Source organism: Pseudobacteroides sp., from assembly GCF_036567765.1.
Taxonomy (GTDB): Bacteria; Bacillota; Clostridia; order Acetivibrionales; family DSM-2933; genus Pseudobacteroides.
In genome coordinates, this window is the sequence record NZ_DATCTU010000122.1 from 127570 (window position 1) to 144282 (window position 16713).

Annotated in this window: 15 protein-coding genes and 1 tRNA gene; 3 read left to right on the forward strand and 13 right to left on the reverse strand. The window is 36.3% G+C overall.

The window, feature by feature from the left end:
• Positions 1 to 182: 182 nt before the first annotated feature.
• From VIO64_RS20985 to VIO64_RS21010, 6 genes are all read right to left on the reverse strand, one after another.
• Entirely contained in the window at positions 183 to 1904 is a 1722-nt protein-coding gene (locus tag VIO64_RS20985; protein WP_331921701.1) for a hypothetical protein, read from the reverse strand.
• A 164-nt stretch (positions 1905 to 2068) separates the two neighbouring features.
• Positions 2069 to 3259: an RtcB family protein gene (locus tag VIO64_RS20990; RefSeq protein WP_331921702.1), complete on the reverse strand. Its 1191-nt coding sequence runs from the start codon at positions 3257 to 3259 to the stop codon at positions 2069 to 2071.
• A 36-nt stretch (positions 3260 to 3295) separates the two neighbouring features.
• Positions 3296 to 3976 carry an RNA ligase family protein gene (locus tag VIO64_RS20995; RefSeq protein WP_331921703.1) on the reverse strand — a complete coding sequence of 227 codons (681 nt, stop codon included), beginning with the start codon at positions 3974 to 3976 and terminating at the stop codon, positions 3296 to 3298.
• A 51-nt stretch (positions 3977 to 4027) separates the two neighbouring features.
• Positions 4028 to 4113: transfer RNA gene (locus VIO64_RS21000), tRNA-Tyr, on the reverse strand.
• A 573-nt stretch (positions 4114 to 4686) separates the two neighbouring features.
• Positions 4687 to 5124: a hypothetical protein gene (locus tag VIO64_RS21005; protein WP_331921704.1), complete on the reverse strand. Its 438-nt coding sequence runs from the start codon at positions 5122 to 5124 to the stop codon at positions 4687 to 4689.
• A gap of 261 nt (positions 5125 to 5385) precedes the next feature.
• Complete coding sequence (locus tag VIO64_RS21010; protein WP_331921705.1) at positions 5386 to 8952, reverse strand: PAS domain S-box protein; 3567 nt, start codon at positions 8950 to 8952, stop codon at positions 5386 to 5388.
• 234 nt (positions 8953 to 9186) lie between these two features.
• On the opposite strand from VIO64_RS21010, the gene VIO64_RS21015 reads away from it, so the two are divergent.
• Positions 9187 to 9360, forward strand: coding sequence for a DUF1540 domain-containing protein (locus VIO64_RS21015; protein ID WP_331921706.1), 174 nt, complete (start codon positions 9187 to 9189; stop codon positions 9358 to 9360).
• A gap of 77 nt (positions 9361 to 9437) precedes the next feature.
• Here the strand turns inward: VIO64_RS21015 and VIO64_RS21020 are convergent, their stop codons facing one another.
• Complete coding sequence (locus VIO64_RS21020; RefSeq protein ID WP_331921707.1) at positions 9438 to 10097, reverse strand: LysM peptidoglycan-binding domain-containing protein; 660 nt, start codon at positions 10095 to 10097, stop codon at positions 9438 to 9440.
• A 140-nt stretch (positions 10098 to 10237) separates the two neighbouring features.
• Between VIO64_RS21020 and VIO64_RS21025 the strand changes: the two genes are divergently transcribed.
• Positions 10238 to 10969 carry a VCBS repeat-containing protein gene (locus tag VIO64_RS21025; RefSeq protein WP_331921708.1) on the forward strand — a complete coding sequence of 244 codons (732 nt, stop codon included), beginning with the start codon at positions 10238 to 10240 and terminating at the stop codon, positions 10967 to 10969.
• Between the two features lie 99 nt (positions 10970 to 11068).
• On the opposite strand, the gene VIO64_RS21030 is transcribed toward VIO64_RS21025, so the two are convergent.
• Genes VIO64_RS21030 through VIO64_RS21045 form a run of 4 tightly spaced genes read right to left on the reverse strand, consistent with a single transcriptional unit; the run spans position 11069 to position 15441 of the window.
• Positions 11069 to 12163 carry a GerAB/ArcD/ProY family transporter gene (locus VIO64_RS21030; RefSeq protein ID WP_331921709.1) on the reverse strand — a complete coding sequence of 365 codons (1095 nt, stop codon included), beginning with the start codon at positions 12161 to 12163 and terminating at the stop codon, positions 11069 to 11071.
• Between the two features lie 40 nt (positions 12164 to 12203).
• Entirely contained in the window at positions 12204 to 12383 is a 180-nt protein-coding gene (locus VIO64_RS21035; RefSeq protein WP_331921710.1) for a hypothetical protein, read from the reverse strand.
• Positions 12383 to 13678 (reverse strand): Ger(x)C family spore germination protein, encoded by a 1296-nt coding sequence (locus VIO64_RS21040; RefSeq protein ID WP_331921711.1) that lies wholly within the window; start codon positions 13676 to 13678, stop codon positions 12383 to 12385. Before VIO64_RS21040 ends, VIO64_RS21035 begins: the two co-directional genes overlap by 1 nt.
• Positions 13678 to 15441, reverse strand: a complete 1764-nt coding sequence (locus VIO64_RS21045; protein ID WP_331921752.1) for a spore germination protein — start codon at positions 15439 to 15441, stop codon at positions 13678 to 13680. Before VIO64_RS21045 ends, VIO64_RS21040 begins: the two co-directional genes overlap by 1 nt.
• Before the next feature lie 207 nt (positions 15442 to 15648).
• Here VIO64_RS21045 and VIO64_RS21050 point away from each other — a divergent pair, with 207 nt between their 5' ends.
• Positions 15649 to 15858: a hypothetical protein gene (locus VIO64_RS21050; protein WP_331921712.1), complete on the forward strand. Its 210-nt coding sequence runs from the start codon at positions 15649 to 15651 to the stop codon at positions 15856 to 15858.
• 42 nt (positions 15859 to 15900) lie between these two features.
• Here VIO64_RS21050 and VIO64_RS21055 read toward each other — a convergent pair whose 3' ends face one another.
• Positions 15901 to 16452 (reverse strand): hemerythrin domain-containing protein, encoded by a 552-nt coding sequence (locus VIO64_RS21055; protein ID WP_331921713.1) that lies wholly within the window; start codon positions 16450 to 16452, stop codon positions 15901 to 15903.
• A 57-nt stretch (positions 16453 to 16509) separates the two neighbouring features.
• Positions 16510 to 16698 carry a DUF1858 domain-containing protein gene (locus VIO64_RS21060; RefSeq protein ID WP_331921714.1) on the reverse strand — a complete coding sequence of 63 codons (189 nt, stop codon included), beginning with the start codon at positions 16696 to 16698 and terminating at the stop codon, positions 16510 to 16512.
• Positions 16699 to 16713 lie beyond the last annotated feature (15 nt).

Consider the following 16713-nt stretch of genomic DNA (forward strand, 5'->3'; position numbering starts at 1 on the left):
AACAAATTTGGAATGTTTTTTGCATTTTTTCTGAAAAAATTCATGACAAAGAAAAACCTAGTTAATACAAAATCGCTTGCGATTTTACAACCATGATCATCGCGAGAAATCCTACCAGACATAAAAAAACTGCAAGACCGCTGGTTTTCCAGCATTCTTGCAGTTGAAACAGCTCCAAAACTTTATTCTATGGGCTTTAGACTGAAATTATCGAAGCTGCCACCAGCTCTATACGCATAAAGCCCTACTCTCCCCTGGGTATATACAGAATCTTCTATTTCAAAAAGCGGATTTTCCATATCGTTGACATATACACTAAATGTATTATTTATTTTCCTAACTTTTAAATGAAATTCATAATCATCAGCAATTTGTCTATCTAACCTTTTTTGACCCAGCAATACGCACTCTTCGGCAATACCTGCACTATAGTCATAGCGTTGGAACTTTATGTAATTATCATACCTCTCACTCTCCGGATTTTCCTTAAACTTGTTGATTACCAGCGTATATCCATTAAAGTTATTAGGTGAATAGTAACCCGTATTAATAGCTTGTACGTTCAATAAGAAGCCTATCCCACTGTGCAAATCGAGTTCTTGAGGTTTCAATGTACAAATCAACTCATAATCCTTTGCAAAATAGTTACTTATCAATTTTGATGATAATTTTTGATTTAAGTCTTCAACAATATTCATTTGTTGATGGTTTTCCTCCCAATTTATTGAGCCATCAAGCCTTGTCCACAATCCACTGTCTATCCTATTGTCATCAAAGGTATCAGTCATGTTATTTTTAAGCAAACCACAATTTTTGTCATCCCATATCTTTATGTTCTTATTTAAGTTATTATTGGCTTTTTCAGAAACTCTAATAGTAGTATTGTTTATAGTATTGTTTATATAGTTATTATTTATATAATTGTTATTAACCTCATTGTAATAAGTTATATTTACCTTTTTGGTATCATTTATTTTATTGCTCGATTGGATTTTTGTGTGGCTTTTTACAGGCTTAGGGCTGCTTAACTGCTGTTCTTCAGGCAATTTGCTTTTTTCAGGCAGTTTTTTTACTAATCCCTCACTACCTGTTTTAATGTCATTTAAAACATCTTTGTCACCGCTAATAGGTTCTTCATTATCTTTAACTCCCGAGCTTTTTAAAATAGTTACTTCGTTTGTTAACTGTGACTCATTTGAGCTTTTTATATTCCTATGCGACTCAATTTCAGGAGCATTTATTTGCTTAAGCAACTGAAAGATAAATATGTTTAGAACAACCACTATTACAACAGTGCTCATAAAAGTAATCTTTTTATATCCTCTTCCAACTTTGGCTATTAAACTTCCTGCTTCGGATCTTTTGTTCTTTAATATTATTTCATTGTTATTTATCTCATCAGACGCATCATCGCCTTTTTTCCTGAGCACCATATCAAGCTTAATATGACCTGTATATTCCCCTTCTATTCCATCAATATTTAAACTGGACGAATTATTTTGTCCATAATCAACGGATTTTCCAGCATCCCTATTGGCAGATACTTCGATTCCGCTGCTGCATGACGTGGTGACATTCAAAGCTTCCATAAGGAAATCACTAAACTCTTCTTTGCTAAAGAGAAATTCCTTCATATCTTCATTTAAAGAGGAATTAGCAATAAGGTGTTCTATTCTTTCCCTTATAATTCTGCGTTGTGCATCTGAAGACTCTTTTTGAGCAAAGCTCACTATTCTCTCTATGTCTTCATTTCTGGGAATAACCTTCCGATTCTTCCACTTATAAACAATAGATGCATCCTTTAACAAATAGACATCTGCTAAAAAATTAGTATTTTTTTTAGTTGTTTTTAGTATTATTTCGATTATGTTTTTTATATTTAAGTTTATTGCTGCCACCTCCATTAGGTAGTTACTCTGATAATGTCTGTTTTCTACTTTGTTCAACAATATATTCTAAAACATTACCAAAAATAGATAAAGTTTAAAATTATTTTATATCATAAAACAATAAATTTCAACAAAGAGTGTCTCTATCCTAATAGAAGTAATTTTAATTATTATCCTAATTACTCCGATGCCTTGAAGTTATATACAGGCTTTATTATGTCCACAATCTTGACGGTCTCCCTTATATTTTCCATTATTTCATCCATGGGCTTATATGCAAAAGCACACTCATCCAATGTGGATCTGTTGATAGTAGTTGAATAGATGCCCTCCATTGACTCTTTAAAATCCTCGAGGCTCAATACCTCCTTCGCCTTGCTTCTGCTCATAAGTCTTCCAGCTCCATGGGGTGCGGAATAATTCCAGTCTCGATTGCCCTTTCCGATGCAAACAAGGCTGCCGTCCCTCATATTTATAGGAATCAAGACCTTTTCACCATTTTGTGCAGAAATTGCTCCCTTTCTTAGAATCATATTGTCAAGGTCTATATAGTTGTGAATAGTCGTAAACTGCTCCGCTATATCCAACTCCATCCTTTTTACTATTTCATCTACAATAGCCTTGCGGTTTAAAACCGCAAACCTTTGGACAATTTTCATATCTGAAAGGTAATTGTCATAGCTTTTTCCCTGCACATAGGCCAGCTGCTTGCTTATAACGGATGGACCTACCTTTTCTATTTCCTTCTGAATATCCTGCTGGCGGCCTTCTTTCTTTAATCTTGCAACTATTTCAGAAATAACTTCCTTACTTTTTACAATTTCCATATAACCAAGCTCCTGGTAATAATTTGCAACCTGTTTTCCAAGGTGTCTGCTGCCTGAATGCACCACAAGGTAAAGGGCTCCATTATTATCTTTATTTAATTCAATAAAATGGTTACCCCCGCCTAGAGTACCAATACTAAGCTTTGCTCTGTTTACATCAACGCCTTTTTTACAAACAAGCTTACCAAGATCCAACTCATGAGAATAATCATGCTGCTTTTTTCTTATGTCAAAGCCTGCGGGAATGTATTCATGGATCACTCTATCCAGCTTTTCCAAATCAACGGCAATATTTTTCAATTTTATGGTCTCCATGCCGCATCCTATATCAACCCCAACAAGGTTTGGCACTATCTTGTCCTTTATGGTCATCGTAGTTCCTATTGTGCAGCCTGCACCTGCGTGGGTATCCGGCATAATCCTTATGATGCTTTCCTTGGCGAACTCCTGATCACAAAGTTCCTTTATCTGTGCTACAGCTTGACTTTCTACATTGTCTGTAAAAACCTTAGCAGTATTGTACTTTCCTTTTATTTCAATCATAGCCACCCCATGCTTTCTTTTTCATTGCATTAAAATTTATACTTTGAAGTCCTTCTTTCTTATTTTGGCCATCCATCGCTTTACAGAAGTGGTATCCTTACCGTACCTCACAACCATTCCTTCAGCTCCGAAGCTGTGGTTATATACTGACTTGAGGTTCAAAACAAAGTCTCTAACATTATCAACCTTCAAGTCCTCTTTATCATATTTGATTTCCGGAACAGTGTCTATACCAAGCTCACTTGCAAAGTGCTTTACAGCATCCCATGTGAAGAACTTATCTAAAACACTATCAAAGATATCGAATATAATAAACTTTCTATCCGGAAAGTAGTTGCCGCCTTTCTGTATCTTAGCCCCGCAAAGCTCTCCAAAAATAATCACATCTTTTAGCTGCTCTATTTTATTATTACTTATTATTTTTGCTATATTATCTCCGACTTCGAAATAAAAAGCATCTCCCCTATCGTCCCTATTGCATATATGTTCCCTTTTCTGAATATGTACAACGTTGCCATCAACTACCCTAATTCCCATATTGGTTCCATCAATCTTTTCTGTAAATACCAGTTGATCAATGGGAATAAAGTGTAAGGCTGCGGTTTCAGGCAGTATTTCTCCGCTTGTTGCATCCCATTTCTTACCCTTTTCATCAGATGGTATAAGCTTAAAAAGCGTCTTCATCTCAGGGTATTTTATAAATAAATCATTTACCAATTTTATCACCTCATATATTCAGTTATTTAAATTAATGTATCTCAAGTTTAATGGTGGGTGAAGGTGGACTCGAACCATCGATGTTTCACTGTGACGGTTTTACAGACCGCTGCCTTCGCCGCTCGGCACACTCACCCATGTTATGATCTGATAAATGCAAATGCATTTAAATAAATAAAGAGAGCAGTTACCCTTTTGGGGGCTTAACCACTCTCTCAATAAACACCATTATTAAAAACCCTTAATTTAACCTGGGTAAAACCTTTCTCAGCATTTATGCAATAGAGGATTAAGCCAATGTATATAATAATAATTACTTGGATTATACGATTCTCTTATAGCCATATTCCTTTGTTGAAGTTTGCAGCTAATTAAATTATACACTGAAATCCTCCCTTCTCTCTCTAATTATTCATGCCTGATGCAACCTAATGTGTCAGCAACATTTCTCAAGGCACAGTGATCAATATTTTACTATAGCTAAATACTTGCTGTCAAGGTTTATTTTTCATTTTTTATCATATTTTCTATCTAAATAGTATAACCTTAGCAGGTAAGAAATAAAAAAAGTGCTTAATCCAATGCATTTGCCTGTTGCAAGATAAATTTCTTGCCTTTAACATTTACTATACCAAATGATAGATTAATGCACTTTTAAAATAGTCATACGAAATGACTAAAATCTTAATAAACCATAGTTTAGTATATTATTAATATGGGAAGCCTCCAAAGCCGCCGTAATAGCCTGGGTAGCCGAAATAACCGGGATAACCATAGTGGAACGGACGTCTTCTACGAATCAAGCTGCCTATTAGCAATGCACCTATAAAATCTCTCAACACACGTCTTCCTCCACCATAAAACTGTCTTTCACCTTCTGAAGTACCTTCCTTTGTAGCGGCCTCAACATCTCCCTCTACCTTGTTATATACTTCATCAATCATAGATTCCAACTGCTTGCGGTTAGGTGTAAACATCTGTCCATAAGTGTTGGCCACCATATCGCATGTGCTTTCTACAGCCGGTTGAATGATGTTGTATGTGGTAGGATACATTTCTTCAAGCCGCTCCTGAGGCATTGCAGCCACTTGAGCAACCTGAGCAGGCATTCCCGTCATTTGCATGTAATTGCGATCAAAATAAAGCATATATGATCCTCCTAAATACAAAGTAAGTTTAAAACACTCTTTACTATATATCGTATGCTTAATAAATCCTTAAGGTGACAATAATAAAGTTATGTTAATTCTTTACATAATGATTAATCAATAAGTAAACTTTTTGAAGCAAATTTATTCATTTTCTACCTAATATAATTTTGATTTTTAAGAAAATATAGAAAATATATTAAATCAAGATTAAGTACATGCTGAGGTGAAATATTGGACGCTGCTTGTGTTAAATATTCTTCATATTTTTTCCCAGTCCATGGATAGCAGTGCTTCCTGAATTTTACACAGCTCGTCTTTCAATTTGCTAAAAGTATCTTTCACAGCATCTTTTTGGCCAAGCTTACCTTGCTCCTCAATCTTTGCACACAGATTAAAAGCCTCTTTGAAGCTGAATGTTGCAACCAACCCTTTTAAATTATGGGCTTTAAATCCAATTATTTCCTCATCCTCATCTTCTATTGCACTTTCTAGATCCCCTAATATTTGAGGATAATAGGATAGAAAATTCTTTATTAATTCAATTATAAAGTCTTTATCATCCTTAAACTGTTCTTTCAGAAAATCGAAAGTAAGGTATTGATGTTCCTGAGGGATTTCAATCTGCTTTTGTCTTTCCATTATATTGATTATGGTGTTATAGAGCTCCTCAAGTTGAATCGGTTTAGAAACATATGCATCCATCCCTTCCTCCAGGCATTTATCTTTTTCACCTTTCATAACCATAGCCGTTAATGCTATAATAGGAACATGATATTTGGTACCCTTTTCCATTATTCTTATTTGACGCGTTGCTTCAAAACCATCCATTATGGGCATATTAATATCTACTAATAACAGATCAAATTTTCCATGTCGGTAAACGTCAAGAAGTTCTCTTCCATTATTTACAGCAGTTACATCCCATCCTCTGTTCTGGATGATTTTTACTACAACCTTTTGATTGATTTCGTTATCTTCCGCCAATAAGATACGAAAATGGCTTTGTGAACTGAGCTGTTTTTCCTCTTTCATTTGCTCAATACCACAGTATTTAGACTTTCTACACTTTATGGTAAAATTAAATGTGCATCCCTTATCCTTTTCACTTTCCACACAAATGGTACCATCCATTAATTCAATCAGTTGTTTGGATATAGCAAGACCAAGTCCTGTTCCGCCATATTTTCTTGTGTATGAGCCATCAATCTGACTGAAGCTTTTAAAAAGTTTATCCATTTCTTCATGGGCAATACCAATTCCTGTATCAGAAACAGCGAACTTTAGTATAAAATTTCCATCATCAACCTCACTGCTCTTTATTGCAAGAGTAACACTGCCCATATTGGTAAACTTAATAGCATTACTGATAAGGTTATTAAGAATCTGCTGTAACCTATAAGGATCACCCATTACAAACTCCGGTATGTTGGATGGGAGCATGTAATTAAGCTCTAGCCCTTTTTCATTGGCAATGTGTGAGTGAAACTTTATTATATTTTCGATTAGTTGTTTAAGGCTAAAATCTATAACCTGTAGATTGAGTTTACGTGCCTCCATTTTTGAGAAGTCCAATATATCGTTTATGATTATCAAAAGCGAGTTTGCACAGTTTTTAGCAATGTTTAAGTTCTCATTCTGCTCCTCAGTCAATCTTGTAGATAAAGTAAGATCAATCATCCCAACTACGCCGTTTAACGGTGTCCTTATTTCGTGGCTCATATTTGCCAGAAACTCACTCTTGGCCTTATTTGCTGTTTCTGCGTCTTCTTTGGCTTTTTTAAGCAACTCCAATGTTCTTCGTTCGATAGTTATATCATTTATGATAATAGCAAAGTACCCCTTCTCAGGACTATATGCATACACGGAGCACCACTTATCCAAGTCATCCAGATAAAGCTCATCAGTTTTATAACTAATGCCTTCTAAAGCTACCATCTTAAAAACTTCTAAGAATCTATCCATGAGGATTTTGTTAAACGGAAATACTTCAATAATACTTCTGCCGATTACCATATCGGCTTCTAAATCAATAAGTTCCTCAAACACCTTATTAATCTCAATGTAAAAGCAATCTACCGGAATACCTTTCTCATTAAATTCAATCTTAAAATATCCGAAACCGCTGTTCATATTCATAAGTAAATTCTGATATTTGGATTTACTTTCCTCAAGCTCCATTGTGGATTTTACCCTACTTGTTATATCATCAAACATGATTGCGAAATAGCCTCTTTTAGGGCTATAAATAATAATGGAATACCACTTCATCATTTCCTCTGAATAAAGATCATCAATAGTATAATACTCTCCATTAAAAGCAACATTATAGCATTTTTCAAGCCACGTCGGATTCAAATGACTTTTATAAACCTGAGAAGCTTTTTTTCCAATTGCACTTTCTTTTTTTATACCGGTAAACCTCTCAAAAGCATCGTTTACCTCAAGCATAATATAGTCAATGGGTTTACCATTATGATCCATTATTAATTCGTTATATGTGAAGCCATTAATCATATTACCAAATAATAACCGATAATTCTCCTGACTCTGAAGTATGGATTCCTTAGCAAGCTTCTTTTCTGTTATATCCTCATAAATAGCAGCAAAATAACCATACTCAGGACTGTATATATAAATTGAATACCATCTATTAAATATATGCGAATAATGTTCTTCCACCCTTATCGGTTTTTTGCCGCAAGCAACCCCGGCACATATACCGATCCAATCTTGTTGTAATTTTTTTACACCCGGTATTATTTCAGTTAACTTGTTGCCTAAGATTTTATCTCTGCTCATTCCTACTATACCTTCGTAAATGCTATTGACTTCCACAAAAATAAAGTCAAAAGGATTTCCATTTTCATCAAAAACAGCTTTATAAAAAGCAAATCCGTCCCGCATGTTCATAAGAAGAGAATAGTATTTTTCCCGACTCTCCCTTATAGTCATTTCGGCTTGTTTTTTCTCGGTGATGTCCCTTACAATGGTGAGAAACACTCTTTTGCGATTTAGTGTAATACAGCAGGAATTTACTTCTACCTGTTTTTTTTCACCACTTTTGGTATAAGTATAAGCTTCAAAAGCCGAACAGCCTTTTTCTTTTATATCTTTTTGTACTTCATCTACACTGCCGATAATATCATACTTAATAGTATCTACCGCACCTATCTCTAATAGTTCTTGCTTTGAAAACCCCCATACATTTGAAACTGTATCATTAACTTCAATAAAGGGGCCGGGCATCCCATTATCACGTATTTCCTGCACTAAAATAGAATCAGTAGAATTATGGAATAACTGCCTGTATTTCTCCTCACTTTCCTTTAATGATTCTTCAATACATTTACCGTCATTTATATCACATACAGCCTCAATGTATCCTAACAGTTTTCCATTGTTGCAATGAATTGGCGTCCCTGCAGCAAGAACCCACCTATATTCTCCGTCATTTCTTCTCAAGCGGTATTCCATTTGGAATGAATCTTCTTTATGAAATGCCCCTTCATATATTTTTAAGCATTTTTCCATATCTTCAGGATGTATACCTTCTGCCCAACCGTCTCCAAGCTCTTGCTCTATTTCTCGGCCTGTATATTGAAGCCAGGCGTTATTTAAATAATTGCATTTATTATCTGTACCGAAGCGTTTTATAAGAACCGGCAGTTTGTCCATCATTTTATGAAAAGTGTCATTTGAATGAACTATGTCATCTATGTTTTCAGAAAAGCTTATATTATAACCTTCCCCTTGCAATCTATTCGATAACTCCAGTGCCTTTTCTTCATCTTCCTCTATAATTATTACCTTCTTTATATTTCCCACTATTACCACCTTCTTCTGTATAAATAATTACTATGGGCATATGTCGCTAATATATCGGTATTTAGAACTGAGTTTTAAATATTAATTTCGTTGAGACTAAACTGAAATATTTTCCATATTTATAACTTAGAAAATGCTTTCAGTATTTATTTATTACATTGGAGGAATAATAATACGGAAGTTTGATAATTAAATTTGAACTATAAATAATAGGATTTTTAGGGAGGGTATTATATGTCAGTTAAAAAAATGGACAGACCTAACAGCGGAATTAAATGCATAGTAAACTCATGTCACTATTATATGTCCGGAGATTATTGTTCTGCCGAAAGAATAGAGGTTCAGCCAAGAAATGCAGCAGATTCAGAACAAACAGACTGTGCCACCTTTATACCTGAGACAAAATAATTATTGATCAATTTTCTGGGGGACTTTAATCCCCCCAGATAACAACATATTTAAAATATATATCCTGATCTAAGTAGTCATACAAAAATTGTTTTAAGCATTGCATAAATGCTGGGTCCTAATCCTTCTGCGGCTTCAGTATTGGGTATGGAAACAGTAAACCTGAACAAGTTATTCCCTATCCTTATAAGAATTATATTCTTTGATAGAGTGCTGCTGGAAGAATGCAGGAAGAATGCAGCCTTTCTAAAGAAAGGATCAAAAATTTCTTCTCCCTTCATCTCGACCGGAGTTCCAACATATTGCAACTCAACGATAGAGTTTTTACGGATTTCATTTATGTCTGCGTTAAGTGGGAGCATTTCGATTCTGGCATCAAAACGGCTATCGAAGTTGGAGAATACCAAGTCCCTTCCAGGTTCCTCACCGGTAAATGTGAAATTATTAAGGACATATATATAGTACCCCTGATCACTTCTATAAAGTCTGGCCTCCCTGTTTTCAGTCTGACCTTCCACAAACACAGGTATATTCTTTATAAGAGGCAATGTTCCGGTAACATACGGTATGCATACCCTTTGACCTATCATAAGTCTATATGGATTTACTCCAGGATTTGCCCTAAGGAGGGTATCAAGAGGCAAACCTATAAGATCTGCTATTTCATAGAACGTATCTCCCCGTCGTATCAAATAATAATACCCAGCAGAACACTGCTGATAATTCTGCTCAAACATATTCTTTAACCTCATAATATATTAACATTATATGCTAATATATTATATATTTTTTGATTATGACACTCTCAGTGTAACCCAATTATTATTCAGGGAATATTTATAAGTGTGCAATGTATTATCACCATAAAGGAGATCATATGTATATTTATAGAGCCGAATCCCCTGGTATTGTAGCTTACGCAAGAGGAGACGTAAACGGTAACCGCATACCTGAAAATGTGTTTTTAACCGGTATAAAAACAGCCGATAGCCCATTTATACAAAATATTACATTATTAATTCAGGATGGGACGGCTTACGCACCGGCAGTTATACCCCTTGAAGAAAATGCCGGTTACAACCCAACATTATTTTTGGGTGATTTTACAGGAAACGGTGTGGATGATATCCTGATAAGCATTACATCCGGCGGCAGCGGAGGAATGATGTATCATTATATCTATTCATTTTATAACAATATGCCTAAGCTGATTTTTGACTATAAGGTATTTAATGAATACTATAGATATGAAGTTAACTATAAGAATAACTATAAGGTTGAAGTACATAGTGAAAGAAATAAAGAAACCTACATTTTGGATATATCACTTAAAGGTGAAGACTATCTAAATGAGATCTATGATGAAAAAGGTGTTCTCAAAAGCCCTATTACCGGATTTGTTAATCCCCTAAGCGGCTTGTATCCTGTTGACTTTGATTCAAATAAAGTATATGAACTTCTGGCCTATCAAAGGATTGCAGGTAGGTATAATGCTGATGCCTTAGGATATGTTTTAAACTCTTTGGCATGGCAGAACAACAGCTTTTCTTTATTTGATCAGAATGTAGCAATATTTGGGGCAGAAAAAGATCGCAATAGGATTTTATAATCCTGAAATTCTATGGGGCGTTTCAAAAATTTGATTCATTAGTACTCTGCAAGCTTTATTTTAATAAATATTTTTGAAATGCCCTGAATTATCTGTGGATTAGGCCTTACCATGTTTTTTCTTCCTCGCCCCGGCTATTAGGAGCAATACAATGGTCATGCCAAAAGTAACGGTCCAAGCCCAGTTTCTAAAATAATCAACCTCAAGCTTTACTGCATCTATAAGATTACCTGGTAAAAAGCTTAATGTCATCATAAGAATGGCAAATGGCAAAATGAGCGGTTTGTAGTATTCCAGCTTAAATGTCTTTTTAAAGGTGTGGAGTATAAAATAAAAGTTAACAGTAACAAACAGTAGTGATGCTGCGGCCCATATAACAATAAATACAGACTCTATCCTTTGGAAGAACCTTCCGTAATTGATAAGTCTGGCCAGGTGAAAAATAGGAATAGTCCTTTCAAGTGCCAACGGAACAGGCAAGACAGTAACAAAAACCAATGCCGAAATGAATAGAAAAAATGATGAAAAACCTAACGCCCAAAAGCCAGATGATTTAAGGTTCTTATTTGTTTTTATATATGGTGCCATAAGAAACAGCAGCAATAATTCTGCAAAGATGGAAACCTTCATGACCCCTTCACCGAAAATTTTTGACGGGCCATATCCCATAATTGGCAAAAGCTGCGAAAAGTCTACATAGTTGGCTACTCCAATCATAATGATCAAAAAACCTACTGCTATGGCAGGTACTGCTATGGCATGAAGCCTTGCGATAGCCTCCAATCCAAAGTAAGCACCTGCTACCATACATACAAGGAAAAAGAGCTCTACAAAACTTAGGGGTGAATTGGTCAATGCTACCAATTTCATATTCTCACTGAAGGTGCGAAGGTATACAGTAGTAACATATGTCAGAAAAACTATAATAGTAGTGCCTACCAACACCCTTACTATGACGCCGCCGACATGTTCTCCGATATCTATAAGGTCCTTACCTTCCATAGACTTGTAGAGCCTTTGAATGATGTAAAAGCCTAAAAATGCCAGAAGAGAAATGTATAATGTAAAAATCCATCCTGCAGTACCGCCCTGCTCTGTAGCCATACGGGGGTAGTTTAAGAATATTTTAGTGCATATCACATTGATTAGAATAGTTACTACTTCCCAATTACCGAAAACAATTTTCTTTTCCATTCAAGCCTCCTACCTTTTACTTTTGCTTTGCTCCATGCCTTTAGCCTTCTCTTACAAATAATACATATACAGGAAGGGCTACTGTGGCTAGTGCAACAAGAAAAACCATAACAGCTCCAAGCTTGTTTTTTCTTTTCCATGTCCACCTGCCAAAGCTTATTGTATATATAGCTATCAAAAGTAATAAAATTATTATAAATATCCTGTCTGCTGTAACCATTATTTGTTTTCCTCCACACCTTCCGAGTCAACTGATGGAAGAGTCTTTAAGATAAGGCCTGGCCTTCTCAATTTAAAGCTTATGTCTATATTAAAGGTGGAATCCTTATATTTGGATTTCCAGTTATACCTCTCCCACTCTTCCCAAGTCAAAAAGTACTTTTTTGCATAGGAGCCAAAACCGCATATATCCGAATTAAAATCTTTTGATGTCTTTTCCAGGAATACTTTCATATCGTTGCCGATTTGTTCTTCTACATACTTTTCAAGCAAATTTGACAACCCTCCCTGCTCATAATCTATTGTGCTTTGAATAGATAAGATATCCGCCTCAAGAATTATTTTAACATCAATCAGGGGCTTCCCATCGATCAGATTCACCTTATGATGGGGCCTTCTGCTTTGCTTAATATCAAGAAGGATAAATTTACCCTTTTCTTTAGGGTCTTTTATTGTCCAGTAGGCATGTCCATACTCACCTGTTGCCATCAACAGGTATTTTACATCGCTTCCGTCCATTTCGCCTACCATCTTGTCTCCATTAAACACCGCAAGACCCATGTTCTCTGAGCCAACCCCTCCTGTTTTCGTTACATCACCAGCATAAAAGTCACCTCCAAATGGGATATCTCGTCCTCTTTCCCTGAAGGTTGATTTATCCACATTAAATTCATCCGATGACTTAAACTTCCCTACTCCTCCCAATATTGCTACAGGATCCTTGTACAGTGACTCGGAATACTTATAGAAATTATGGAACTGCACATTTGGGATAAATCCTGTATAGCTGTAGCTTTGGAAAGTAAGTTCATAATATTTTGAAGGGTTTAATACCAGCTCAGGTTTTACAGCTTTTAGGTATTCTTCAGCAGAATTCCTTGCAACCACCATATACATACTAGGCCTAAATTCCCTTCCTCTTAACAATGCATGCAGATAGGATTCAATCCCTTCTTTTGCAAGCTCCCTGGAAAATACCACAACCTTGTTATGTGACATATTGATTTGCTTACTGGTAAAAGTGTTTACCATGTTAATCCCCGCATATACTGTAGGTGCCTCAACGGTAACATTGCTATAGGGCTGCTCTCCCCCGCCTCCGCCTCCGCCTCCCTCTCCTGCCTGGGGCTTTGCTATCTGAAATGTCAACTTTAGTACATTGGTTTTACCTTTATCAACTCCAAGTGCAATGACATAGCCAAGCTCATCTATTTCTCTTTTATCAAAGCACCCTGTCATAAGCCCGCAAAATGAGAATAAAATAATGATTATGCCTACAGCCCTTTTTATTTTCATTATTCTTCCTCCTCTTCTGCACCGCTATCTCCACTTCTATCCCAAGCTCTACTGTACTTTGGCTGCATCTTATCTTTTTTCACATTCATATAATCAGGACGTTTTTCTTGTTTCCAAACAGGTGCTTTTAATACATTTTCAACAAAACTGCCTGATGTACGCGGTGCAAACGGTGATACATAAGGTACTCCAAAGGATTTTGCATTAACAAACCATAATGCAATAAGGAATATACCGGTAGTTATTCCTAAAAAGCCTGCCGAAGCTGCCAGAAGTATAAATGCAAATCTTAGTATTCTAAATGCAAATCCTGCTGAAAAGTTGGGTATAGCAAAGGATCCGATTCCTGTAACTGCAACAATTATAATGAGTATGGGACTTACAATATTGGCAGCAACAGCAGCCTGCCCCAATATTAAAGCTCCTATAATACCAAGTGTAGGACCTATAGGACCAGGTATTCTTATACCCGCTTCACGGATCAGCTCAAAGGACACTTCCATAATAAGTACTTCTACTATAGCCGGAAAAGGAACTCTTTCACGGGCTGATGCTATGGCAAGGAGCAGGTCTGTAGGAATCATTTCGTGGTGAAAATCCGTTATGGCTATATATATTCCTGGAAGCAACAGTGACATAAATACTGCACCAACCCTTACAATCCTCAATAGATTTGCATAGGGAAACCTGAGATAGTTATCCTCAGCAGCATGAGCCAGATCCTGATTTGTTATAGGCACAACTATAACAAAAGGACTGCCGTTCATTATGATAGCAACCCGGCCTTCTGCAAGCATCGCCGATACTCTGTCCGGCCTTTCGGTGGCCAATACCTGGGGTGTAGGCAAAAAAGGGTTATCCTCAATAAACTGCTCAAGCTCCCCGGTATCCAGTATATGGTCCACTTTGATTTTTTTAAGTCTTCTTCTTACTTCCTTTACAAGAGAATCGTTGGCTATATCCTTTATATAAAGCATGGAACAAGGTGTCTTACTTCTTCTTCCGATTTGCAGGTTCTCCACAATAAGATTTTCATCCTTAAGCCTTTTTCTTATAAGTGAGGTATTTCCCCTCAGGGATTCATTGAAACCTTCCTGAGGCCCGCGGATTACCAGTTCGGTGTTGGGCCTTTCCACCCCCCTTGCCTGCCATCCTTTTACGTCAGCCGTAAATGCTACGCTTAATCCTTCAATATAAATCCCGCACCCGCCGAAATTAACATCATCCACTACGTCCTGGTGCTCTGAAACTTCCTTTATCTGATTGTGAGGCAGTATATTACCTTTGATATATTCGGCAATATCTTTTGCCTGACTTTTAATATCTAGACTGGACAACATCATAAGAGGCTGCAGTATATCGGAATTTACAACCTTTCTATCAACCATTCCATCTATAAATACCATGAAGGCTGGTATAGCCTTATCCTTTACAATAATATCAAATTCCCGGATTACTATGTCCCCATTTGTTGGAACACTGAATTTTTCCTTAATAAAGTTCAGGTTTTCTGAAAGCATACTGCTTATATCAGACTTTTTACCTTTTTCCTTTTCCTCCGCTTTATCACCCTTAGGGCTGTTAAGCTTTGTAAGAACACCTTCATTTTTCTTTTTAACACGCTCTTCTTTTTTTTGTGACTTTTCCTCATTAAGCTCGGCTTCCCTTTGTGTCTCCTTCAAGATAAAAGTCTCTGTTTTTGCAGGCTCCCTAAAGGAAATCAAGTCTGTCAGAATCTTCTTTATATTAATCAATCGGTTCACTCCTTTTAAAGCCAGTAATACCATGCAACAACCATCGAAACTTATTATTGGCAGTTAAAAAGATAAATATACACTCTTGTTTCTTTAGCATACAACGTGGGATTCCAACTGAAAAAATTTTATAAATATTTGACTATAACTAAAATAACGGGAAATACTAAAAATGAAAAATAAACGATTATCCAATTTATGAGAGAAGGTATTTATATGAGATTAAGTGATATGAAGCCTGAAGATGAAATAATAGTTTTTGATAAATTAAGCAGAAAGATTAGGAAGAGGCATGGAAAGTATATCGCATCTAACAGCAATTTCCTGACTATACAATTTCAGCATTATAAGGATACTCTGCTGCTTTCCGATTTAAAACAGGGAAAAGCACAAATATTCAAAGATACTGAAGCAATTGTATTCTAAAAAGAGAGCCATGGCTCTCCTTTTAGAATACTGCTAATCCTCCTATGCCTGGGATTCAAGCTCACCCAAAAGCCCAATATACTTTTCCTGTATTTTTTCTTCCCGGGCTTTTTGCTCAAATACCTTGCATTCGTTTTCCAACCTCTCCATAGTTTCCTTTGAAAGATTGTTTCGGGCGTATTTGTATACTACCCCATCTTCCTTGTCAATGTGTCTGTTTAATAGATGGGTATATGAAATTGCATTGGCAATGACATCAAGCCTTGCTTCACTATCCCCTTCAAGCACACGCTTGACAGCAGCTTCCAGCTCCGAAATGTGAAGCCTGCCAAGATCATGCTCCACATTCATACCGAGCCTGACAAGCTTATCCGCTGCCGGCCCAAGCTCCTCTGTCATCCTCTCAAAAAGCAAAGCTTCTTCCTTTCCATGATGGTGCTTGTCAGCATAGTTCCTAACAAAATCAATTACTTTGAAGAAGTCCTCATACCGCACATTCTCACCATTTAGTATTTTATTGCAGTGCTTTCGGATAACAGAAAGCATTCTTTTAATATACTTATGTTCATCTACCATTAGCTCGATACAATTCATAAAACACCACCCATTTCAACTTAAAATTGAGAACATCTTTTTTTGGTCAATTAATTTTTAATCCTGATTTAACGCAACCAACAATTTGTCAATGCTTATGCCATGTACCATTGATGCCTCTTCCAATGTCTCAGCCTGCGAAGACGGGCATCCTATACAGCCCATGCCAAAGCTCATTAAGATTTGTGCTGCCTGTGGGTTAGTCCTGATTACCTGTCCAATAGTCATATCCTTTGTTACCTTCATGTTATTATCCTCCTC